The organism is Geodermatophilus sp. URMC 61 (assembly GCF_052931555.1).
In genome coordinates this window covers 4406301-4425333 of record NZ_JBRFHZ010000002.1, presented here as the reverse complement: position 1 = coordinate 4425333, position 19033 = coordinate 4406301, and the positions used below count along the sequence as shown (strand labels likewise).

Genomic DNA, 19033 nt, shown 5'->3' with positions numbered 1-19033 from the left:
GCCCCCGCACCGACCCGCGGTCGATCCCGACCGGTCCGGACCTGGAGGGGGTGGGGCCCGTGGCCCCGGTCACCGAGGAGCGCACGGCCGTCCTCGACCTGGAGGCCGCCGTCGCGCACGTCGCCGGTGCGGCGCTGCGCCCGGGCCCGGTGGGCTCGGTGGGCCTGGAGCTCGAGGCCCACCTGGTCGACCTCGACGCACCCGCGGCGCGCGTGCCCTGGCAGCGGATCCGCGACCTGGTCGACGCGCTGCCCGCGCTGCCCGGGGGCAGCCGGGTCACCCTCGAGCCCGGCGGCCAGGTGGAGCTGTCCGGTCCGCCCCACCCGGACGTCGCCGCTGCGGTGGCGGCGCTGCGGGCCGACCGCGACGTGCTCGCCGCGGCGCTCGCCACCGAGCGGCTGACCGTGGCCCCGGTGGGCGCAGACCCGCTGCGGCCCCCGGCCCGGGTCTGCCCGGCGCCCCGCTACGCCGCGATGGAGGAGCACTTCGCCGCCGTCGGCTGCGCCGAGGCCGGGACGGCGATGATGAGCGGCACGGCCGCGCTGCAGGTCAACCTGGACGCCGGGCCCGGCGCCGGCTGGAGCGAACGGGTGTCCCTGGCCCACCAGCTGGGACCCACCCTGGTCGCCGTCGCGGCCTGCTCCCCGCTCGCCCTCGGCCGCCCGACCGGCTGGGTCTCGCACCGGCAGCGGGTGTGGGGCGACCTCGACCAGGCCCGCTGCGGGCCGCTGCTGGGCGGCGCGGACCCGTGCGGGGAGTGGGCCGAGTACGCGCTGGCCGCGCCGGTGATGCTGGTGCGCGACCCGGACGGCGGCGCGACGCCGGTGCGCGAACGGGTCCGGTTCGCCGAGTGGGTGACCGGCACCGTCCCCCTGGGCGGCCGGGCACCCACCGCCGCCGACCTGGACTACCACCTGACCACCCTGTTCCCACCGGTGCGGCCGCGCGGCTACCTGGAGATCCGCTACCTCGACGCCGCGCCCGAGCCGTGGTGGCCGGCGCTGGCGGCGGTGACCGCGGTGCTGCTCGACGACCCGGTCGCGGCCGGGCACGCCACGGCGGCCACCGCGCCGGTCGCCGGCGCCTGGGACCGCGCCGCGCGCGTGGGCCTGGCTGACCCAGCGCTGCACGCCGCCGCCCGCGCCTGCCTCGCCGCCGCCTGCGCCGCGGTCCCCGCCGCCCTGCGGCCGGAGGTCGAGGCGCTCGCCGACCTCGTCGCCCGGGGCCGCTGCCCCGGCGACACGGTGCTCCACACCGCCCGGACCGGTGGTGCCACCGCCGCCCTCCTCTCCGCCACGGGAGCCCTCCAGTGACCGACCTGACCGAGATCCTCGCCCGCGACCTGGCGGCTGCCCGGCGGCGCACGCTGCGGCTCACCGACCACGACGAGCCCGAGCTGCTGCGCCAGCACACCCCCCTGCTCAGCCCGCTGGTCTGGGACCTCGCGCACATCGGCCAGCAGGAGGACCTCTGGCTGCTGCGCCGCGGCGACGCCCGGCGCCAGGGGCTGCTGCCGGCCGACGTCGAGGCGCTCTACGACGCGTTCACCCACCCGCGCGCCGTCCGCTCCCGGTTGCCGTTGCTGCCGCCGGTGGAGGCGCGGTCCTTCTGCGGCGAGGTGCGCGGCCGGGTGCTCGACCGGCTGGAGCGGTTGGGCGGCGACGACGACCCGTTCGACTTCGCGATGGTCGTCAGCCACGAGCAGCAGCACGACGAGACCATGCTGCAGGCGCTCAACCTGCGCCCCGGGCCGCCGCTGCTGGGCGCCGGGACGCCGCTGCCGCCCGGCCGGCCCGGGGTGGCCGGCACGTCGGTGCTCGTGCCCGGCGGGCAGTTCGTCCTGGGCGTGGACGCCTCCGACGAGCCGTTCTCCCTGGACAACGAGCGACCGGCGCACGGAGTCGACGTCCCGTCGTTCCGCATCGGCCGGGTGCCGGTGACCAACGGCGAGTACGCCGCCTTCGTCGCCGACGACGGGTACGGCGACCGGCGCTGGTGGTCCGACCGCGGCTGGGCGCACCGGGTCGAGGCCGGGTTGGAGCGCCCGCGGTTCTGGGGCGCCGACGGCACCCGCACCCGCTTCGGGATCACCGAGACGCTCCCGGCCGACGAGCCGGTCCAGCACGTCACCTTCTTCGAGGCCGAGGCGTACGCGGCCTGGGCCGGAGCGACCGGCGCGGCCCCGGCCGGCGCGCGGCTGCCCACCGAGGTGGAGTGGGAGAAGGCCGCCGTCTGGGACCCGGCCACGCAGCGGCGCCGCCGCTTCCCGTGGGGCTCGGCCGAGCCGTCGCCCGCCCTGGCCAACCTCGGCGGCGACGCGCTGCGCCCGGCCCCGGCGGGCGCCTACCCCGCCGGCGCCTCCGCCTACGGCGCCGAGCAGCTCATGGGAGACGTCTGGGAGTGGACCTCCTCGGACTTCACCCCGTGGCCCGGCTTCCGGCCGATGCTCTACGCCGACTACTCCGCACCGTTCTTCGGCGGCGACTACAAGGTGCTGCGCGGCGGGTCGTGGGCGGTCGACGCGTCGATCCTGCGGCCCAGCTTCCGCAACTGGGACCACCCGATCCGCCGACAGGTCTTCAGCGGCTTCCGGCTGGCCTGGTCGGTCGATGAGGTGTCCGCCTGATGTGCCGCCACCTCGGCTGGCTCGGCCGGCCGCGGACGCTGGCCGAGCTGGTGCTCGAGCCGCCGTCCTCGCTGCTCGTGCAGTCCTACGCGCCGCGCCGCCAGCGGTACGGCACGGTCAACGCCGACGGCTGGGGCGTGGGCTTCTTCTCCCCCGGCCGAGCACAGCCGGCGCGCTGGCGGTCGGCCCGGCCGCTGTGGGGCGACCCGTCGTTCGCCTCGGTCGCGCCGGTGCTCTCCTCCGGGTGCGTGGTGGCCGCCGTCCGCTCGGCCACCGTCGGGATGCCCCTGGAAGAGAGCGCGGTGGCGCCGTTCACCGACGGGCGGTGGCTGCTGTCGCACAACGGCCGGGTGGACCGCGCGGTGCTGCCGCCGGTGCGGGACGCCGAGTCCACCGTCGACAGCGCGCTGCTGGCCGCGCTGGTGTTCGACCGGGGCCTCGACGCGCTGGCCGACACGGTGCGCGAGGTGGGTGCCGCGGACCCCGGCGCCCGGCTGAACCTGCTCGCCGCCGACGGCACCCGCCTGCTGGCCACCACCTGGGGCGACACGCTCTCCACGCTGGTCACCGGCGAGGGAACCGCCCTGGCCAGCGAGCCGTGGGACGACGACCCGCGGTGGACCGACGTCCCCGACCGGTCGCTGGTCGAGGTCACCCCCGACGGCCTGACCACCACGCCGCTGTCCTGAGCCACCCTGCCCACCGACGAGCACTGGAGCACCGTGTCCATCCCGCTCACCAACCACCTCGCGCCCGAGGACGCCGCGGACGCGCTGCGCGCCGACGCCCGCGCCGGCCTGACCGCCACGCCGAAGTCGCTGCCGCCGCGGTGGTTCTACGACGAGCGGGGCAGCGAGCTGTTCGACGAGATCACCCGGCTGCCGGAGTACTACCCGACCCGCGCCGAGCGGGCGGTCCTCACCGAGCACGCCGCGGACGTCGCCGCCGCCTCCGGTGCCGACGTCCTGGTCGAGCTCGGCAGCGGGACGTCGGAGAAGACCCGGCTGCTGCTGGACGCGCTGCGCGACGCCGGCACGCTGCGCCGGTTCGTGCCCTGCGACGTCGACCCGTCGGTGCTGCAGGCGGCCGGGGCGGCGATCACGGCCGAGTACCCGGACGTGGAGGTGGAGGCGGTCGTCGGCGACTTCACCCGGCACCTGGGCGAGCTGCCCCGTTCCGGACGCCGGCTGGTGGCCTTCCTCGGCTCGACCATCGGCAACCTCGAGCCGGAGCCGCGAGCGGCGTTCCTCGCCGACCTGGCCGGCACGCTGCAGCCCGGGGACTCCTTCCTGCTCGGCACCGACCTGGTCAAGGACCCCGACCGGCTGGTGCGCGCCTACGACGACGCGGCCGGGGTCACCGCGGAGTTCAACCGCAACGTGCTGCGCGTGCTGGACCGCGAGCTGGGCGCCGACTTCGACCCCGCGGCCTTCGAACACGTCGCCCTCTGGGACGCCGAGCAGGAGTGGATCGAGATGCGGCTGCGCTCGCTGACCGACCAGGTGGTGCACGTCCCCGCACTGGGCCTCGACGTCCGGTTCGCCGTCGGTGAGGAGATGCGCACCGAGGTCTCGGCGAAGTTCCGCCCCGAGCGGGTCGAGGCCGAGCTGGCGGCGGCGGGCCTGCGGATGACGCAGTGGTGGACCGACCCCGACGGCGACTTCGGCGTCTCGCTCTCCGTGCCCGCCTGAAGGAGGACCCCTCGGTCCCCACCACCTCGGGGAAGGACCCTCTCCTGAAGCCGCCGCCCGAGGTGCATCCGAGGCTGACGGGCATCCCCGAGGAGCGGCGTCGGGCGCGGGGAGGACCCGTGGTCAGGACTCGCACCGCGCGGCGGGGGCGCCGCCGTGACCGGGCTGCTGGAGCCCCGCACCGCTAGGGTCGGGGAGGTGCCCCCGGACGTCGTACCGCTGCGGGACGGCGTTCCCGAGCCGGACGACGCCGAGGTCGGCCGCCGGTTCGCCGCAGGTGACGAGCAGGCGCTGGCCCGGGCCTACGAGCGCTTCGCCGGGCAGGTCCACGGCATGGCGGTGCGCGCCTTCGGCCCCGGCCCGGACGCCGAGGACGTCACCCAGCAGGTCTTCGTCTCCGCCTGGACCGGCCGCGCCGGCTACCGCCCCGAGCAGGGCCCGCTCCCGGCCTGGCTGGTCGGCATCTGCCGGCACAAGATCGCCGACACCTGGGCCCGGCGCGACCGGCAGCGCCGTGCCGCCGAGGCCGCGGTCACCGAGGCCCGCTCGGCGACGGAGGCCACCGGCCCGCAGGTGGACACCGCCGTCGCCGACCGGGTGCTGCTGCTCGGCGAGCTGGAGCAACTGGGCCAGCCGCAGCGGGGCATCATCGAGCTGGCCTTCTTCGAGGACCTCACGCACACCCAGATCGCCGACCGCACGGGGCTGCCGCTCGGCACGGTGAAGTCCCACATCCGGCGCACCCTCGAACGCCTGAGGTCACGGTTGGAGGTGGACGGTGCGGCACTGCACGCCTGAGCAGCTGGCGCTCGCGGCGCTGCGCGAGCCCCTGCCCACCGACGACGCTCCCCACCTCGACTCCTGCGCGCAGTGCCAGGAGGAGGTGGCCTCGCTGCGCCGTGTGGTGGACGCGCTCGCCGTCCCCGAGCTGGCCGCACCGGGTGCCGCCGTCCCGCCGCCGCGGGGTGTGTGGGCGGGGATCGCCGCCGCGACCGGGGTCGCCACCGCCCCGCGTCCGGACGTGCTCGCCGCCGTCGGACCTCCTCCGCGGACCGACCGGGTCGAGCCGTCCCCACCACCGGCGCCCGTCGTCCCGCTGCGGACCCGCCGCTCGCGGCTGCTGCTCGCCGCCGCGGCCTCCCTGGTCGTCGGCGTCGGCATCGGTGCAGGTGCGGTCGCCCTCGGCACCGGGGACGACGACGGCCTGACCGTGGCCGCCGCCGCGCTGGACCCACTCGCTGACAGCGGCGCCACCGGGGAGGCCCGCGTGCTGCAGCGCGACGACGGGACCCGCGTGCTCCAGGTCGACCTCACCGCCGCGGCACTGGAGGACGGCTTCTACGAGGTGTGGCTGATCGACGAGTCGGTCGAGGACATGTACTCCCTGGGCGTGGTCCCGAGCGGAGGCGAGGTCACCCTCGAGGTGCCCGCCGGCGTCGACCTCACCGAGTACCCGGTGGTCGACGTCTCGGTCGAGCCACTGGACGGCGACCCGGCCCACTCCGGGGCCTCCGTCGCCCGCGGCCTGCTGGCTTGACGGCCCTCCGGCAGCAGGAGGACCCCGTCCTCCTCTCGGAGGACCCCCTTTCCCCCCGCCACTCGCACGCTCGCGCCAGGCCCGTCCGGAGGCTCGCCGCGAGCGTGCGAGTGGCGAGGAGGACGGGGTCCTTCCACCTGCAAGCGGACCGTCAGAGCTCGGGGCCGAGCCTCGGGACGGAGCCGCGGACGGCAGGAGGGTCCTCCTCCTAACGTGGGAGCGTGACAGCGCTCGACACCTCCCTGGTCCACGAGGACCTCGGCGCCGCCTGGCGCTCGGCCCGGCCGCGTCCGGCGGGCCGGCACCTGGACACCGCCGCCTGCAGCCGGCAGAGCCACCGAGTGCTCGAGGCCGTCGCCCACCACGCCCGGCACGAGGCCGAGCTCGGGGGCTACGTGGCCGAGGCGACCGCCGAGGACCTGCTCCAGCAGGGCCGGTCGGTCCTCGGCGGGCTGGTCGGGATGGCCGCCGCGGACGTCGTCTTCGTCGAGTCCGCGCAGGCCGCGCTGGCCACGCTGCTCGCCGGGTGGCGGCTGCCGGCCGGTGCGCGGGTGGCGTGCCTGCCGGGCGAGTACGCGCCCAACGCGGCGCAGCTGCGCGCCGCGGGGCTGTCCGTGGAGCACCTGCCGGTCGACGACCTCGGGCGCGCCGACCTCGACGGCGTGGCCCGGCTGCTGGCAGGTGACCCGCCGCGGGTGGTGCACCTGACGCACGTCGCCAGCCACCGCGGCGTCGTCCAGCCGGCCGCCGAGGTCGCCGCACTGTGCCGCGAGGCCGGGGTGCCGCTGGTCCTGGACGCGGCCCAGTCGCTGGGGCACGTCGACACCGACCTGGGCGCCGACGTCGTCTACTCGACCTCGCGCAAGTGGCTGGCCGGGCCGCGCGGGGTGGGCGTGCTGTGCGTGCGGCCGACGGTCGCACGCGAGCTGACCCCGCTGCTGACCCCGCCGGACGACGTCCCGCCGCTGCGGGCCTTCGAGTCCGGGGAGGCGCACGTCGCCGGCCGGGTCGGGTTGGTCCTGGCCGTGGGCGAGCACCTGGCCGCGGGGCCGGTCCGGGTGCGCGAGCGGCTGACCGCGCTCGGCCGGGCTACCCGCGAGGTGCTCGAGGGCGCCGCCGGCTGGCGGGTGGTCGAGCCGCGCGACGAGCCGACCGCCACCACGACGTTGCGCCCGCCGGACGGCGTCGACGTCGTCACCACGCGGGCCCGGCTGCTCGCCGAGCACGGCATCGTCACCACCGCGATCGGTCCCCAGCGGGCGCCGGACGAGATGACCGGGCCGGTGCTGCGCGTCTCGCCGCACCTGGACGGCACGGTCGACGACCTCGAGGCCCTCGCCGCCGCCCTCCTCGAGGCATAGGAACCACTGCCCACGTCCCGGCACCCCGGGACGTGGGCAGTGGTTCCTGTGCCTACGCGGCAGCCGCCTGGATCCGCGCGGCCACCCGGCGGTGGACGGCGAGCTGTTCCTCCAGGCCGGGGTGCACCGGGACGCCGTCCTCGACGACGAACCGCCCGGCGACGACGGTGTACCGCGCGGCGACCGGGCCGCAGCGCAGCCACGCCTCGACGGGGTCCGACAGCGCGCCGGCGAACGCAGGACCCGCCAGCGGCCACACCACCAGGTCCCCGCAGGCACCGACCGACAGCTCGCCGACCTCGCCTTCCCGGCCCAGGCACGCCGCGCCGCCGCGGGTGGCCATCTCCAGCGCGTCACGGGCCCTCATCGCGCCCGCGCCGTGCCGCAGCTTGCCCTGCAGCATCGCCGTCCGCGCCTCCAGCCACAGTGACGCGGAGTCCGCCGACGAGGACCCGTCCACGCCCAGCCCGACCGGCACCCCGGCGGCGCGCAGCTCGGCCACCGGCGCCAGCCCGCTGCCCAGGACCATGTTGGACGACGGGCAGTGGGCCGCACCGACCCGCGCCGCGCCCAGCCGGGCCACCTCGCCGGCATCCGGCCACACCACGTGGGCCAGCCACGTCCGGTCGGTCAGCCAGCCGACGTCGGCGAGGTGGTCGACCGGACGGCGGCCGAACGTGGCCAGGCAGAAGGCGTCCTCGTCCTGCGTCTCGCACAGGTGGGTGTGCAGCCGGACGTCGAGGGCCTCGGCGAGCTCGGCCGTCCGCCGCATCAGGGCCGGCGAGACGCTGAAGGGTGAGCACGGCGCCAGGGCGATGCGGGTCATCGCGTGTGGCGAGGGGTCGTGGTGGGCGGCCACCAGACGCTCCGAGTCGGCGAGGATCTCGTCGTCGTCCTGGACGACGGAGACCGGTGGCAGGCCGCCGTCCTCGACCGACAGCGACATCGAGCCGCGGGTGGGGTGGAAGCGCACGCCGAGCTCGCGGGCGGCCGCCACCTCGGCCGAGATGAGGTCCCCACCGCCGTGCGGGTGCACGTAGAGGTGGTCGGTCGAGGTGGTGCAGCCCGACAGCGCCAGCTCGGTGAGGCCGATGTACGCGCTCACGTGCGCGGCCTCCTCGTCCAGCCGCGCCCACAGCGGGTACAGCGTGATCAGCCACTCGAACAGCCCGCCGGTCAGCGCGGGCGCGAACGCCCGGGTGAGGTTCTGGTACAGGTGGTGGTGGGTGTTCACCAACCCGGGGGTGACCAGGCAGCCGCGAGCGTCGACCCGCCGGACCGCGGCCGGCGCCGGGTCGGCCGGGCCCCCGATGCCGGTCACCACCCCACCGGTGACGGCCACCCAGCCGCCGGGGATCTCGCGGTGGGCGTCGTCCACGGTGGCCAGCAGCTCGGCGTCGTGCACCAGCAGGTCGGCGGTCTCCACGTGCCGCATCCTGCCCGCCCGGTGTTCCGGAGACGTGTCAGCGCAGGATCTCGACCAGCAGCACCCACGCGTTGAACACGGCGCCCGCGAAGCCGGCCAGCAGCGCGGGCACCGTCCAGTACAGCCCGCCGCCGGCGCCGGCCAGCAGGCTCGCGCCCGCCGCCACCAGGGGCACACCGGTGCACGCCACGATCACCGCGGGGACGACGATGCTGCGTGCCGGGGCGCCTGGGGGTCGGCCGCGTCGGACGCGCAGCACCCCGTCGGAGACCATCAGGAGGAGGCCGGTGCCGATCAGCTCCAGCCCCAGCGCCGTCGGGGACTGGCCCGGGACGAGCACGAAGACGGCCGTCGCGAGCAGCACCACCAGCACCCCGAGCGTCTCCCCCGCCCGCAGCGGCAGCCAGGCGATCCCCAGCACCTGCTCGAGGTTGATCGACACCGCGACGAACAGCAGACCGAGCAGCGCCGCGGCGGCGCCCGCGATGGCGACGTAGAGCTCCGACCACGGCTCGGCCGTGTAGGCGGTCACCCGGCCGCTATCCGACCGGTGCGATGTCGAAGTTGGCCGTGCCCCCGTCCACCGAGGTGACGGTGATCCGCAGCCCGACCTCCTCACCGGTGCCCCGATCGGTGGCGGTGCACTCGGTGGTGGTGTCCACCTCGGCGTCGATGTCGCCGGGGCAGGAGACGTCGGCGGCGACGCCGAACTGGGTCTCGAGGGTGCTGGCGACCTGTTTCTCCAGCTCGTCCTGCTCGATCGACGAGCCGCAGGCGGTCAGGCCCATCCCGAGGACGGTCGCGGCGGCGAGCAGCAGGAGGCGGCGCGGCACGGGCAGACCCTAGCGGCGTCCTCCGGGGCGCCGGACCGGTTCCCTCAGCGGCCCGGACCGAGGACCAGCCGCGCCACCCCTGGGGGCAGGTCCGCGCCCAGCGGACGGCCGCCGACCAGCCGGCCGGCCTCGGCCGGCGCCACCCCGGCCGACTGCAGGACCTCCAGCGCCTGGACGTCGGGCAGCGCGTCGAACCAGCGCCGTCCCAGCGCCTCGCGCCCGGCTGCGGTCGGCCGGCCCCACAACCGCAGCCGGGCCATGCCGCCGTCGGGGAAGACGTCCAGCCGTACCCGGTCGACCGCCGGGCCGCCCTCGAGCACGAAACGGTGCCGGGTGTCGGGCTGCAGCCGGGTCCGCGGCAGGACGACGACCTCGCTGGCCGGGCCGCTCCCGGTGAGGGACGCCGACCCGGGCGCGTTGGCCAGGAACCACGTGGTGTCCAGCTCGGCGAGGGTGACCACGCCCTCGCAGGCCAGCGACAGCTCCACCCAGTCGTTGCCCCCGCCGCGCCGCCGGCGGGTCTCCCAGCCCTCGCCCATCGACCGGGCGAGCCCCGGCGACACGAGCTGCACCGGGAGGCCGTAGTAAGCGTCGCTCACCCCGGTCACGAGGGCGCCGTTCTCCAGCGCGGCCAGGTCGACCGGGCCGGCGTCCAGCGGGCGCGGGTCGGGGACGGCGGTGCCGTGCACCCGCAGCCGGGCCACACCGCCGTCGGGCGCGATGGTCAACCGCACGTGGGTGACCCGCCGGCCCGAGTCGACCGGGAAGGTGTTGGCGGTGTCGCCGGCGAGGTCCGACAGCGGCAGCAGCGGCTGCCAGTCGGCGCGCTCGAGCTCGGCGACGGTGGGGTGGCCCTCGACCGCTGCGCCCTCGACCGACGCCTGCGGCGGGTAGTTGCCGGTGAAGTGCGCGGTGTCGACCACGACCGCCGACACGACACCCGGCACGCCCAGCCGGACGATCGCCCAGTCCGACCCCGGGGAACGCCGGCGCCGGGTCTCCCAGCCGTCGTACTCCTTGCCGCGGTGCCCGAAGCCGGGCAGCGCCTGTGCCGGGTGCGGCAGCACCAGGTTCTCCTTGGCGGCGAAGGACTCGTCGTTGGCCGCGAGCACCGCTCCGCCCAGCGCGCGGCTGGCCAGGTCGGGCAGGCGGGTGGGGTCGCTCATCGGGCTCCTCACCGGGTCGATGGGTGGCGCGGGGGTCACTGTGGCACGGGGCGGGTAGGGGAACCGTGTCCGATCAGTCGTTCCGAGGAGGACCCGTGTCCGAACCCACCGACGACCTGCGCGAGCGCGCCCGCGAGCACGTCCAGCAGCTGCCCGCCGAGACCGCCCTGGGCAACGCCGACCCCGCGGGTGGCGTCCAGGACGACCCGCAGGTGCTCGACCAGGCCGCCCGCGAGGAGGGTGAGCAGCAGGGCTGAGGTCCGGCCACGGTCCCCGGGCCGCTCCGCCCATCGGTCAGCTCGCGAGCTCGCTCACGCGGTCTCCCGCTCGGGCGCGGTCAGGGCGGCCAGCGCGCCGGTGACGCGGTGCAGCTCGCTGCCCCAGGCGGTCGCCGTCCACCCGCCGGGCAGCGGCAGCCGGACGGCGTCCTCGCCGGTCGCGACCGGCGGCTCGCCATCGCCCAGCCGCACGGTGGATGCGTACGCCCGGGGGGCCACCGGCGGCAACCAGGCCGGAGCGCCCGGCCCGAGGTCGACCGTCGTGTGCAGCAGCGGCCGGTCCGCGCGGACCACCCGCGTGGTACCGGTCCAGCGGCCGGGTTCCTCACCGCGCCGTCCGAGCAGCACCTGCTCCGCGGCGGTGAGCACGCCGCCCGGCCCCAGCTCCGCCTCCAGCTCGGCGACGTGCCGGGCACCCGCGGCGACGACGGTCGGCTCCGGCGTCAGGTCCAGCTCGCCGTCCACGGTGACCTGGATGCGCTGCACCGACGGCTGGGCGGCGCCACGGGAGGGCAGCGCGACGGCGGCGGCGACCGAGCGCACGCACAGCCGGACACCCTCCTCGACGACCAGCCGGATGGCCACGTCGTCCCCACCGAGCGGGCCGAAGGCGGTGGCGACGAGGTGCACCGTCCCCGGGCCGGTCCGGCGGACGGCGTACTGCCCACCCGCGCGCACCACCGGGAGCACGGTGCGCCCGCCGGGGCCGCGGCGGGCGACGACCTCGACGGAGGTCCTCATCGTCCGGCTCTCCTCCCCAGCCGCTCCGCTCCTCGTTCGGTGCTCGCTGCGGTGCTCACCCCTGCGTCGTGCTCGCGCCCGCGGCCACGCGGACCCTGACCTGCTCGCGCACCCACTCCGCCACCGTCGCTGCCGTCGGGTCCTCGCGCAGCGAGATGAGCAGCGTCGGCCTGCCGCCGCGCACCGCGTCGGCGTCCCGCCGCATGACCCCGAGGTCGGCGCCGACCAGCGGGGCGAGGTCGGTCTTGTTGACCACCAGCAGGTCGGCGGCCGTGACCCCGGGCCCGCCCTTGCGCGGCACCTTGTCCCCGCCGGCCACGTCGACGACGAACACCTGCACGTCGACCAGCCCGTAGCTGAACGACGCCGTCAGGTTGTCCCCTCCGGACTCGACGAGCACCAGCTCCAGTCCCGGGTGCCGGGCCTCGAGCAGCTCGACGGCGTCGAGGTTGGCGGTGATGTCGTCGCGGATCGCGGTGTGCGGGCAGCAGCCGGTCTGCACCGCCTCGATCCGGTCGTCGGGGAGGACGGCGTTGCGGCGGAGGAAGTCGGCGTCCTCGGTCGTGTAGATGTCGTTGGTGACGACGGCGAGGTCGTACTCGGTGCCCAGGGTCCGGCACAGTGCCGCGGCCAGCGCCGTCTTGCCCGAGCCGACCGGACCGCCGAGGCCGATCCGCAGCGGGCCGCCGTGCCGGTGCGGCGCGGGCGCGTCGACGTAGTCGTCCAGGTTGTGGTCAGGCGGCATGTGCGCTCCCGGTGGGGCTCATGAGGCGAAGAACCGGTCCTTCCGTGCGGCGTGCACCTCGGCGAGGAGGTCGAGCAGGGGGTCCGCCGCCGCCGGGACGCCGTCCACCGCGGCGACCTCGTCGATCTCCGGGGCCAGGCGGGCGGTGAGGGCGGCGACGGCGAGCGGGTCCATGGCCAGCAGCCGCTGGGCGGCGGTCGCCGGACCGCTGACCGACAGGTACGCGGCGGCCGCGGCGGCGTCGCGCGGCGTCAGCCCGGCGGCCGCGGCGGCGACGCCCAGGGCGAGCGGGGAGTGGGGCCGCTCGGGCAGCGCGTCCCAGGCCGGCGACAGCCAGGCGCGCCGTCCGACGCGGACCAGCCCGCGCCCCTGCTGCCGGGACGCCGCACGCAGCGCCGGGCTCGGGGTGCGCGCATCGGCCTCGAGGTCGAGCGAGGCGAGCGCCGCCACGTCGGCCCCGCACGCGGCGGCGGCCAGACCCGCCGCCACGGCACCCGACGTGTGCAGGCGCCGGCGCAGGAACGCGGTCAGGGTCGGCGGGTCGTGCACCACCCCGGCCGTGATCGCCTGTTCCACGCCGCCGGAGTGCGTGTGCCCGCCGGCCGGCAGCCGGGAGTCGGCCAGGGTCAGGAGTGCCGCCGTCATCAGAAGAGGAAGTACCGCTGGGCCATCGGCAGCTCGCGCACCGGCTCGGGCTCCCACACCTCGCCGTCCACCGAGACCGTGAAGGTGTGGGGGTCGACGCGGATGTCGGGCAGCGCGGTGTTCTCGGGCATGTCGGCCTTGGTCAGCCGCGTGGTGTCGGTGACGGCGACCAGTCGCCGGTCGACGGCGAGCCGGTCGGCCAGCCCCGCCTCCACCGCCGCGGGTGCGACGAAGTGCAGCGACGTCCGCGCCGGCACCCGGCCGTACGCACCGAACATCGGCCGCGGCAGCTGTGGCTGCGGAGTGGGGATGGAGGCGTTGGCGTCGCCCATCTGCGCCCAGGCGATGACGCCGCCCTTGAGCACAGCGTGCGGCCGGACGCCGAAGAACCGTGGGTCCCACAGCACCAGGTCGGCGAGCTTGCCGGGCTCGACCGAGCCGACCTCGCCGTCGATCCCGTGCGCCACGGCCGGGCAGATCGTGTACTTGGCGACGTAGCGGCGCGCCCGCAGGTTGTCCGCCGCGCCGTCCCCCGCCAGCGCCCCGCGCTCGCGCTTGACGACGTGCGCGGTCTGCCAGGTCCGCAGCACCACCTCACCGACCCGGCCCATCGCCTGCGCGTCCGAGCCGATCATGGAGATGGCCCCGAGGTCGTGCAGCAGGTCCTCGGCGGCGATCGTCGTCGGCCTGATCCGGCTCTCGGCGAACGCGAGGTCCTCGGGCACGGAGCTGTCCAGGTGGTGGCAGACCATGAGCATGTCGAGGTGCTCGTCGAGGGTGTTGACCGTGTGCGGGCGGGTCGGGTTGGTGCTGCTCGGCAGCACGTTGGGATGCCCGGCGACGGTGATGATGTCGGGCGCGTGCCCGCCTCCCGCACCCTCGGTGTGGTACGCGTGGATGGTCCGCCCGGCGATGGCGGCCAGGGTGTCCTCGACGAACCCGGCCTCGTTGAGGGTGTCCGAGTGCAGCGCCACGGGGACGCCGTGGCGCCCGGCCACCGTGAGGCAGGCGTCGATCGCCGCCGGCGTGGAGCCCCAGTCCTCGTGCAGCTTGAAGCCACTGGCCCCGCCGCGGAGCTGCTCCTCCATCGACTCGTGCGAGACGGTGTTGCCCTTGCCCAGCAGCGCGACGTTGACCGGCCACGGGTCCATCGCCTCGAGCATCCGGGCCAGGTACCAGTCGCCCGGGGTGATGGTCGTGGCCTTCGAGCCCTCGGCCGGCCCGGTGCCACCTCCGATCAGCGTCGTCACGCCCGAGCCGAGCGCCGTCGGGACGATCTGCGGGCAGATGAAGTGCACGTGGCAGTCGATGCCGCCTGCGGTGAGGATCCGGCCGTTGCCGGCGAGCACCTCGGTGCCCGGCCCGATCACCAGGTCGGGGTGGACGCCGTCCATCGTGTCGGGGTTGCCCGCCTTGCCGAGCGCCACGACCCGGCCGTCCCGGACGCCGACGTCGGCCTTGACGATCCCCCAGTGGTCGAGGACCACGGCGCCGGTGACCACCAGGTCCGGCGCGCCTTCGGCGCGGGTGGCCCGGCCCTGGCCCATCGACTCGCGGATCACCTTCCCGCCGCCGAAGACCGCCTCCTCGCCGGCGCGGCCGGGGCCACCGCAGCGGTCCTCCTCCACCTCGATCATCAGATCGGTGTCGGCGAGCCGGATCCGGTCGCCGGTCGTGGGACCGTACAGCTGGGCATAACGCTCCCGGGCCAGCTGCACCATCAGCCGAGCCCTCCCTCACCGGTCAGGCCGGGTACGACGCGCGCACCGGCGAGCGGCGCCAGCGTCACGGTCCGCGTGATGCCCGGTTCGAAGCGGACGGCGGTGCCCGCGGCGACGTCGAGCCGGTGACCGGAGGCGGCCCTGCGGTCGAACTCCAGCGCCCGGTTGGCCTGCGCGAAGTGGAAGTGCGACCCCACCTGCACCGGCCGGTCGCCGGCGTTGGTCACCTCGACCTCGATCCGCGGCACGCCCGGCAGCGTCTCGATCACGCCCTCGGCCGGGATGACCTCGCCGGGGATCACGGGATGGGGTGGTGGACGGTCACGAGCTTGGTCCCGTCCGGGAAGGTCGCCTCCACCTGCACCTCCTCCAGCAGTTCCGGCACGCCGTCCATCACGTCGTCCCGGGTGAGCACCGTGCGGCCGGACTGCATCAGCTCGGCCACCAGCGCGCCGTCGCGGGCGCCCTCGAGGACGTGGTCGGTGACGATTGCCGTCGCCTCCGGGAGGTTGAGCCGCAGCCCCCGGGACCGACGACGGCGAGCCAGCTCGGCGGCGTAGGAGAGCAGCAGCCGTTCCTGCTCGTGCGGGGACAGGTGCACGCGGGGAGACCTCCGGACGTCGGCGGAGCCCGGACGCTAACCGCCAGATGTGTCGCGGCCGTTACCTGGCACCTCAGCGCAGGGGCCGGAACAGGTCCCGGACGTCGGCCACCAGCTCGCCAGGCCGCTCCATCGCCGCGAAGTGGCCGCCGCTGTCGTGCTCGCGCCAGGAGCGGATGTCGGTCAGCTGCCGCTCCGCCCACGCGCGCGGAGGCACGAAGACCTCCTCCGGGAACATCGAGACGCCGGTGGGCACGTCCACCCGCGGGACCCGCTCCTGCGGCGCCCGGGCCATCTCCCAGTACATCCGCGCCGACGACGTTGCCGTCCCGGTGAACCAGTACACCGAGACGTCGTCGAGGAGACGGTCGACGCCGAGGGTCCCGACCGGGTCGCCGCCGCTGTCGGTCCAGGCGTGGAACTTCTCGAGGTCCCACGCGCACTGCCCGGCGGGGGAGTCCGTGAGGCCGTAGCCGAGCGTCTGCGGCCGGGTGCGGTGCTGGTGGCTGTACGCCGAGCCGTCGTCGCGGAAGCTCCTCAGCCGGTCCAGTGCCCGCTGCTCCCGGGCGTCGAACTCCGTCTGCCCCTCCGGCGGGACGGTGACCACCATGTTGAGGTGCACCCCGACCACCCGGTCGGGGTGCCGCGCCCCCAGGTTGGCCGACACGAACGACCCGATGTCCCCACCCTGCGCACCGAAGCGCTCGTGCCCGAGCCGGCGCATGAGCTCCGCCCACGCGTCCGCGGTCCGTGCCGGCCCCCAGCCGGGTGCGCTCGGCCTGCCGCTCCACCCGTAGCCGGGCAGCGACGGGACGACGACGCTGAAGGCGTCCCGCGGATCCTCCGGATCGGTGAGCGGGCCGATGACCTCCAGGAACTCGACGACCGAGCCGGGCCATCCGTGGGTGAGGACCAGCGGGAGGGCGCCCTCGTGCGGCGACCGGACGTGCAGTGCGTGCACCGCCAGCCCGTCGATCTCGGTGACGACCTGGGGGATGGCGTTGATCCGCGCTTGGCGGGCCGGCCAGTCGTACTCGTCGGCCCAGTACCGGCAGACCTCCTGCAGCACGCCGGGCGGGACGCTCTGCGACCAGTCGTCCACCGTCGGGGGATCCGGCCAGCGGGTGGCATGCAGCCGGCGGCGCAGGTCCTCGACCGCGGCCGGCGGCACGTCGACGGAGAAGGGCCTCACGACGTCGTCCACGGCATGACCGTATCGGCGCTTGACGTCCGGGCCGAGCGGGTTCTACGGTTCATTACATGAGTAATGAACCCAGGGACCGCGAGGCTCCTGGTCGGCACACCGGGACCGCGCCGTGAACGAGGACGCGGGACCGATCTTCCGGCAGGTCGCCGCGCTGATCGAGAACGCGATCGTCGACGGCTCGCTCGCCGAGGAGAGCCAGGCGCCCTCGTCCAACGAGCTGGCCGCCTTCCACCGCATCAACCCCGCCACCGCCGCGAAGGGGCTCAACCAGCTGGTGGCCGACGGGGTCCTCTACAAGAGACGAGGAGTCGGGATGTTCGTCGCCACCGGCGCCCGCGAACAGCTGCTCAAGCGCCGGCGCAGCGAGTTCGCCGACCAGTACGTCAGTCCCCTGATGGCCGAGGCCCGCAAGCTCGGCATCTCCGTCCACGAGCTCACCGCCATGATCGGCAGCTGGGAGGAGCAGCGATGACCCCGCCCACGACCGCGGCGGCCACCGTCCGCGACGTCACCATGCGCTTCCGGGGGGACACCGCTCTCGACGGCGTCAGCACGGTGATCGAACGTGACAGCATCACCGGGCTGCTCGGCCGCAACGGCGCCGGCAAGACCACGCTGATGCAGCTGCTCACCGGCCACCGCCTGCCGACCAGCGGATCGGTGGAGGTCCTCGGCGGCGCCCCCTACGAGAACGAGGGCGTCCTCCCCAGGATCTGCTTCGTCAAGGAGGGGCAGCGCTACCCCGACCACTTCCGGGTCCGCGACGCCCTGGACGCGGCGGCCCTGGTCTACCCGGACTGGGACGCCGACCTCGCCGCCGACCTGCTGCGTGACTTCGCCCTGCCGGTCAAGCGGCCGGTCAAGAAGCTCTCCCGCGGCATGACCTCCGCTGTCGGCATCGTCATCGGCCTCGCCTCCCGGGCACCGATCACCCTGTTCGACGAGCCCTACCTGGGTCTGGACGCCGTCGCGCGGCAGCTGTTCTACGACCGGCTGCTCACCGACTACGCCGAGAACCCGCGCACGGTCGTGCTCTCCACCCACCTGATCGAGGAGATCGCGGCCCTGCTCGAGCGGGTGCTGCTCATCGACCGCGGCCGGGTGCTGCTCGACGCGGACGCCGAGTCGCTGCGCGGCAGTGCGGTCACCGTGACCGACCCGAGCGACCGGGTGGCGGCCTTCGCTCGGCAGCACGAGCTGCTGCACACCGAGTCCCTCGCCGGCCAGAGCCGGTCCGTCGTCCGGCTCGCGGACGGCTCCGACGCAGACGAGGCCGCCGACGCGGGACTGTCCTGGGAACCCGCCACGCTCCAGCAGCTCGTCGTGGCGATGAGCCTGCAGACGACCCCACCCGCCTCCTCCGCCCGTACCGACCTCGAGGAGGTCTCACGGTGAACCGCGTCCTGGCGGCGGCCCGCCTGCAGCTGGTGCACCCGTTGGTCATCCTGGGCGTGCCCTGGCTGGTCGGGACCCTCAGCTTCGCCATCAACTGGGCCATCTGGCGGATCGTCGACATCCGCTCCCTCGAGGGGGACGACGGCTTCACCGGCGGGGTCTCCGCCCTCTACATCACCGTCCTCGTGGTCTTCGTCCAGGCGGTGACGCAGCTGATGCCGTTCGCGATGGGCATCAGCCTCAGCCGGCGCAGCTACTTCCTGGGCACCTGCCTCGTCGGCGTCGGCATGGCCCTCGGTTTCGGTGTCGTCCTGGCCCTCCTGGGCGCCGTCGAGTCGGCTACCGGGGGTTGGGGAGTCGGTCTGCAGTTCTGGACGCCGGCACCGTTGGACGTCGACGGCTTCTTCGCCCAGGTCGCGGTCTCCGGCGCTCCCATGCTGGCCCTCATCGCCGCGGGCGTGGGCATGGGTGTCGTGACCAAGCGCTGGGGTCCCAACGGCGTCTGGGGCCTGATCATCGGCAGCGTGGTCGTCCTCGGCGGCGGCGCGGTGCTCATCACGTGGATGCGTGCCTGGCTCGACCTCGGCCGCTGGCTCGCCGACCAGCCACTGATGACTCTGGCCGTCGGCCTGCCGCTCGCTCTGGCCGCTCTCCTGGGCGCACTGGCCTTCGCCGGCATCCGCCGCGTCGTCCCCTGACGCGAGTCCCTCCATTGCGAGAGCGAGCCCCGGTTCCGTTCCCGCGGAACCGCGGGTTCCCTGCCGCGGGCGGCACGACGCCGCACACGACGTCGAAGCGCCGCTCGTTCTCCTGCGTGGGATGCATGAAGGGCCCTCACCGCGACGGTGAGGGCCCTTCATGGAATGGTTGTCCGGCGGTGTCCTACTCTCCCACCCCGTTCCCGGGGCAGTACCATCGGCGCTGAGAGGCTTAGCTTCCGGGTTCGGAATGGGACCGGGCGTTTCCCTCTCGCCATGACCGCCGAAACACTGTGAACGTGTACCAGCCCGCCGGGGGTTGGTGCGTTCAGAACCGCACAGTGGACGCGTACACGCTTTGT

The 19033-nt window shown here is 75.3% G+C and carries 22 protein-coding genes and 1 rRNA gene; 11 read left to right on the top strand and 12 right to left on the bottom strand.

From position 1 onward, the window contains the following. Positions 1-59: 59 nt before the first annotated feature. The 7 genes from egtA to egtE all read left to right on the top strand — a co-directional run bounded on the left by egtA (position 60) and on the right by egtE (position 7215). Entirely contained in the window at positions 60-1313 is a 1254-nt protein-coding gene (egtA, locus tag ACU610_RS20710) for an ergothioneine biosynthesis glutamate--cysteine ligase EgtA (RefSeq protein WP_446769576.1), read from the top strand. After that, positions 1310-2626, top strand: coding sequence for an ergothioneine biosynthesis protein EgtB (gene egtB, locus ACU610_RS20705; protein WP_446769575.1), 1317 nt, complete (start codon positions 1310-1312; stop codon positions 2624-2626). The genes egtA and egtB overlap by 4 nt, the downstream gene beginning before the upstream one ends. After that, positions 2626-3315, top strand: coding sequence for an ergothioneine biosynthesis protein EgtC (gene egtC / locus ACU610_RS20700; protein ID WP_446769574.1), 690 nt, complete (start codon positions 2626-2628; stop codon positions 3313-3315). Before egtB ends, egtC begins: the two co-directional genes overlap by 1 nt. Positions 3316-3348: 33 nt before the next feature. Further along, positions 3349-4317 carry an L-histidine N(alpha)-methyltransferase gene (gene egtD, locus ACU610_RS20695; RefSeq protein ID WP_446769573.1) on the top strand — a complete coding sequence of 323 codons (969 nt, stop codon included), beginning with the start codon at positions 3349-3351 and terminating at the stop codon, positions 4315-4317. Positions 4318-4515: 198 nt separating this feature from the next. Further along, on the top strand, positions 4516-5115 hold the full coding sequence (locus ACU610_RS20690; RefSeq protein ID WP_446769572.1) for an RNA polymerase sigma factor: 600 nt from the start codon (positions 4516-4518) through the stop codon (positions 5113-5115). Beyond that, entirely contained in the window at positions 5096-5854 is a 759-nt protein-coding gene (locus tag ACU610_RS20685; RefSeq protein WP_446769571.1) for an anti-sigma factor, read from the top strand. The genes ACU610_RS20690 and ACU610_RS20685 overlap by 20 nt, the downstream gene beginning before the upstream one ends. Positions 5855-6075: 221 nt before the next feature. Beyond that, entirely contained in the window at positions 6076-7215 is a 1140-nt protein-coding gene (egtE, locus tag ACU610_RS20680; protein ID WP_446769570.1) for an ergothioneine biosynthesis PLP-dependent enzyme EgtE, read from the top strand. Positions 7216-7267: 52 nt separating this feature from the next. Here the strand turns inward: egtE and ACU610_RS20675 are convergent, their stop codons facing one another. The 4 genes from ACU610_RS20675 to alc are packed head-to-tail and all read right to left on the bottom strand — an operon-like array spanning position 7268 to position 10640. After that, positions 7268-8641 (bottom strand): 8-oxoguanine deaminase, encoded by a 1374-nt coding sequence (locus ACU610_RS20675; RefSeq protein WP_446769569.1) that lies wholly within the window; start codon positions 8639-8641, stop codon positions 7268-7270. 37 nt (positions 8642-8678) lie between these two features. After that, a complete protein-coding gene (locus tag ACU610_RS20670; protein WP_446769568.1) occupies positions 8679-9173 on the bottom strand; it encodes a hypothetical protein in 495 nt (164 codons plus the stop codon). A gap of 7 nt (positions 9174-9180) precedes the next feature. After that, positions 9181-9474: a DUF4333 domain-containing protein gene (locus tag ACU610_RS20665; protein WP_446769567.1), complete on the bottom strand. Its 294-nt coding sequence runs from the start codon at positions 9472-9474 to the stop codon at positions 9181-9183. A gap of 44 nt (positions 9475-9518) precedes the next feature. Beyond that, positions 9519-10640 carry an allantoicase gene (gene alc, locus ACU610_RS20660; RefSeq protein ID WP_446769566.1) on the bottom strand — a complete coding sequence of 374 codons (1122 nt, stop codon included), beginning with the start codon at positions 10638-10640 and terminating at the stop codon, positions 9519-9521. A 95-nt stretch (positions 10641-10735) separates the two neighbouring features. Here alc and ACU610_RS20655 point away from each other — a divergent pair, with 95 nt between their 5' ends. Continuing rightward, complete coding sequence (locus ACU610_RS20655; RefSeq protein ID WP_446769565.1) at positions 10736-10897, top strand: hypothetical protein; 162 nt, start codon at positions 10736-10738, stop codon at positions 10895-10897. A 54-nt stretch (positions 10898-10951) separates the two neighbouring features. On the opposite strand, the gene ACU610_RS20650 is transcribed toward ACU610_RS20655, so the two are convergent. From ACU610_RS20650 to ACU610_RS20620, 7 genes are all read right to left on the bottom strand, one after another. After that, on the bottom strand, positions 10952-11659 hold the full coding sequence (locus ACU610_RS20650; RefSeq protein WP_446769564.1) for an urease accessory protein UreD: 708 nt from the start codon (positions 11657-11659) through the stop codon (positions 10952-10954). Between the two features lie 55 nt (positions 11660-11714). Beyond that, positions 11715-12404 (bottom strand): urease accessory protein UreG, encoded by a 690-nt coding sequence (gene ureG / locus ACU610_RS20645; protein WP_446769563.1) that lies wholly within the window; start codon positions 12402-12404, stop codon positions 11715-11717. An 18-nt stretch (positions 12405-12422) separates the two neighbouring features. Further along, positions 12423-13049 carry an urease accessory protein UreF gene (locus tag ACU610_RS20640; RefSeq protein ID WP_446769562.1) on the bottom strand — a complete coding sequence of 209 codons (627 nt, stop codon included), beginning with the start codon at positions 13047-13049 and terminating at the stop codon, positions 12423-12425. Then, on the bottom strand, positions 13049-14770 hold the full coding sequence (locus ACU610_RS20635; protein ID WP_446769561.1) for an urease subunit alpha: 1722 nt from the start codon (positions 14768-14770) through the stop codon (positions 13049-13051). The genes ACU610_RS20640 and ACU610_RS20635 overlap by 1 nt, the downstream gene beginning before the upstream one ends. After that, on the bottom strand, positions 14770-15072 hold the full coding sequence (locus ACU610_RS20630; RefSeq protein WP_446769560.1) for an urease subunit beta: 303 nt from the start codon (positions 15070-15072) through the stop codon (positions 14770-14772). Before ACU610_RS20630 ends, ACU610_RS20635 begins: the two co-directional genes overlap by 1 nt. Further along, positions 15069-15371, bottom strand: coding sequence for an urease subunit gamma (locus ACU610_RS20625; RefSeq protein WP_446769559.1), 303 nt, complete (start codon positions 15369-15371; stop codon positions 15069-15071). The genes ACU610_RS20630 and ACU610_RS20625 overlap by 4 nt, the downstream gene beginning before the upstream one ends. Positions 15372-15444: 73 nt before the next feature. Next, entirely contained in the window at positions 15445-16575 is a 1131-nt protein-coding gene (locus ACU610_RS20620; RefSeq protein WP_446769558.1) for an epoxide hydrolase family protein, read from the bottom strand. Positions 16576-16687: 112 nt separating this feature from the next. Here ACU610_RS20620 and ACU610_RS20615 point away from each other — a divergent pair, with 112 nt between their 5' ends. From ACU610_RS20615 to ACU610_RS20605, 3 genes are read left to right on the top strand one after another with little or no spacing between them, the layout of a single operon-like run. After that, complete coding sequence (locus ACU610_RS20615; protein ID WP_446769557.1) at positions 16688-17050, top strand: GntR family transcriptional regulator; 363 nt, start codon at positions 16688-16690, stop codon at positions 17048-17050. Further along, the gene (locus ACU610_RS20610) at positions 17047-17973 is read left to right on the top strand and encodes an ABC transporter ATP-binding protein (protein ID WP_446769556.1); all 927 of its coding nucleotides are present in this window, start codon (positions 17047-17049) and stop codon (positions 17971-17973) included. Before ACU610_RS20615 ends, ACU610_RS20610 begins: the two co-directional genes overlap by 4 nt. Next, positions 17970-18671 carry a hypothetical protein gene (locus tag ACU610_RS20605; protein WP_446769555.1) on the top strand — a complete coding sequence of 234 codons (702 nt, stop codon included), beginning with the start codon at positions 17970-17972 and terminating at the stop codon, positions 18669-18671. The genes ACU610_RS20610 and ACU610_RS20605 overlap by 4 nt, the downstream gene beginning before the upstream one ends. Before the next feature lie 171 nt (positions 18672-18842). On the opposite strand, the gene rrf is transcribed toward ACU610_RS20605, so the two are convergent. Next, a 5S ribosomal RNA gene (rrf, locus tag ACU610_RS20600) occupies positions 18843-18959 on the bottom strand. Positions 18960-19033: the final 74 nt, after the last annotated feature.

Excerpts from the sequence above, each read along its gene's own strand:
- egtC (WP_446769574.1), top strand. The coding sequence starts at position 2,626 with ATGTGCCGCCACCTCGGCTGGCTCGGCCGGCCGCGGACGCTGGCCGAG.
- alc (WP_446769566.1), bottom strand. The coding sequence starts at position 10,640 with ATGAGCGACCCCACCCGCCTGCCCGACCTGGCCAGCCGCGCGCTGGGC.
- ACU610_RS20650 (WP_446769564.1), bottom strand. The coding sequence starts at position 11,659 with ATGAGGACCTCCGTCGAGGTCGTCGCCCGCCGCGGCCCCGGCGGGCGC.
- ureG (WP_446769563.1), bottom strand. The coding sequence starts at position 12,404 with ATGCCGCCTGACCACAACCTGGACGACTACGTCGACGCGCCCGCGCCG.
- ACU610_RS20640 (WP_446769562.1), bottom strand. The coding sequence starts at position 13,049 with ATGACGGCGGCACTCCTGACCCTGGCCGACTCCCGGCTGCCGGCCGGC.
- ACU610_RS20635 (WP_446769561.1), bottom strand. The coding sequence starts at position 14,770 with ATGGTGCAGCTGGCCCGGGAGCGTTATGCCCAGCTGTACGGTCCCACG.
- ACU610_RS20610 (WP_446769556.1), top strand. The coding sequence starts at position 17,047 with ATGACCCCGCCCACGACCGCGGCGGCCACCGTCCGCGACGTCACCATG.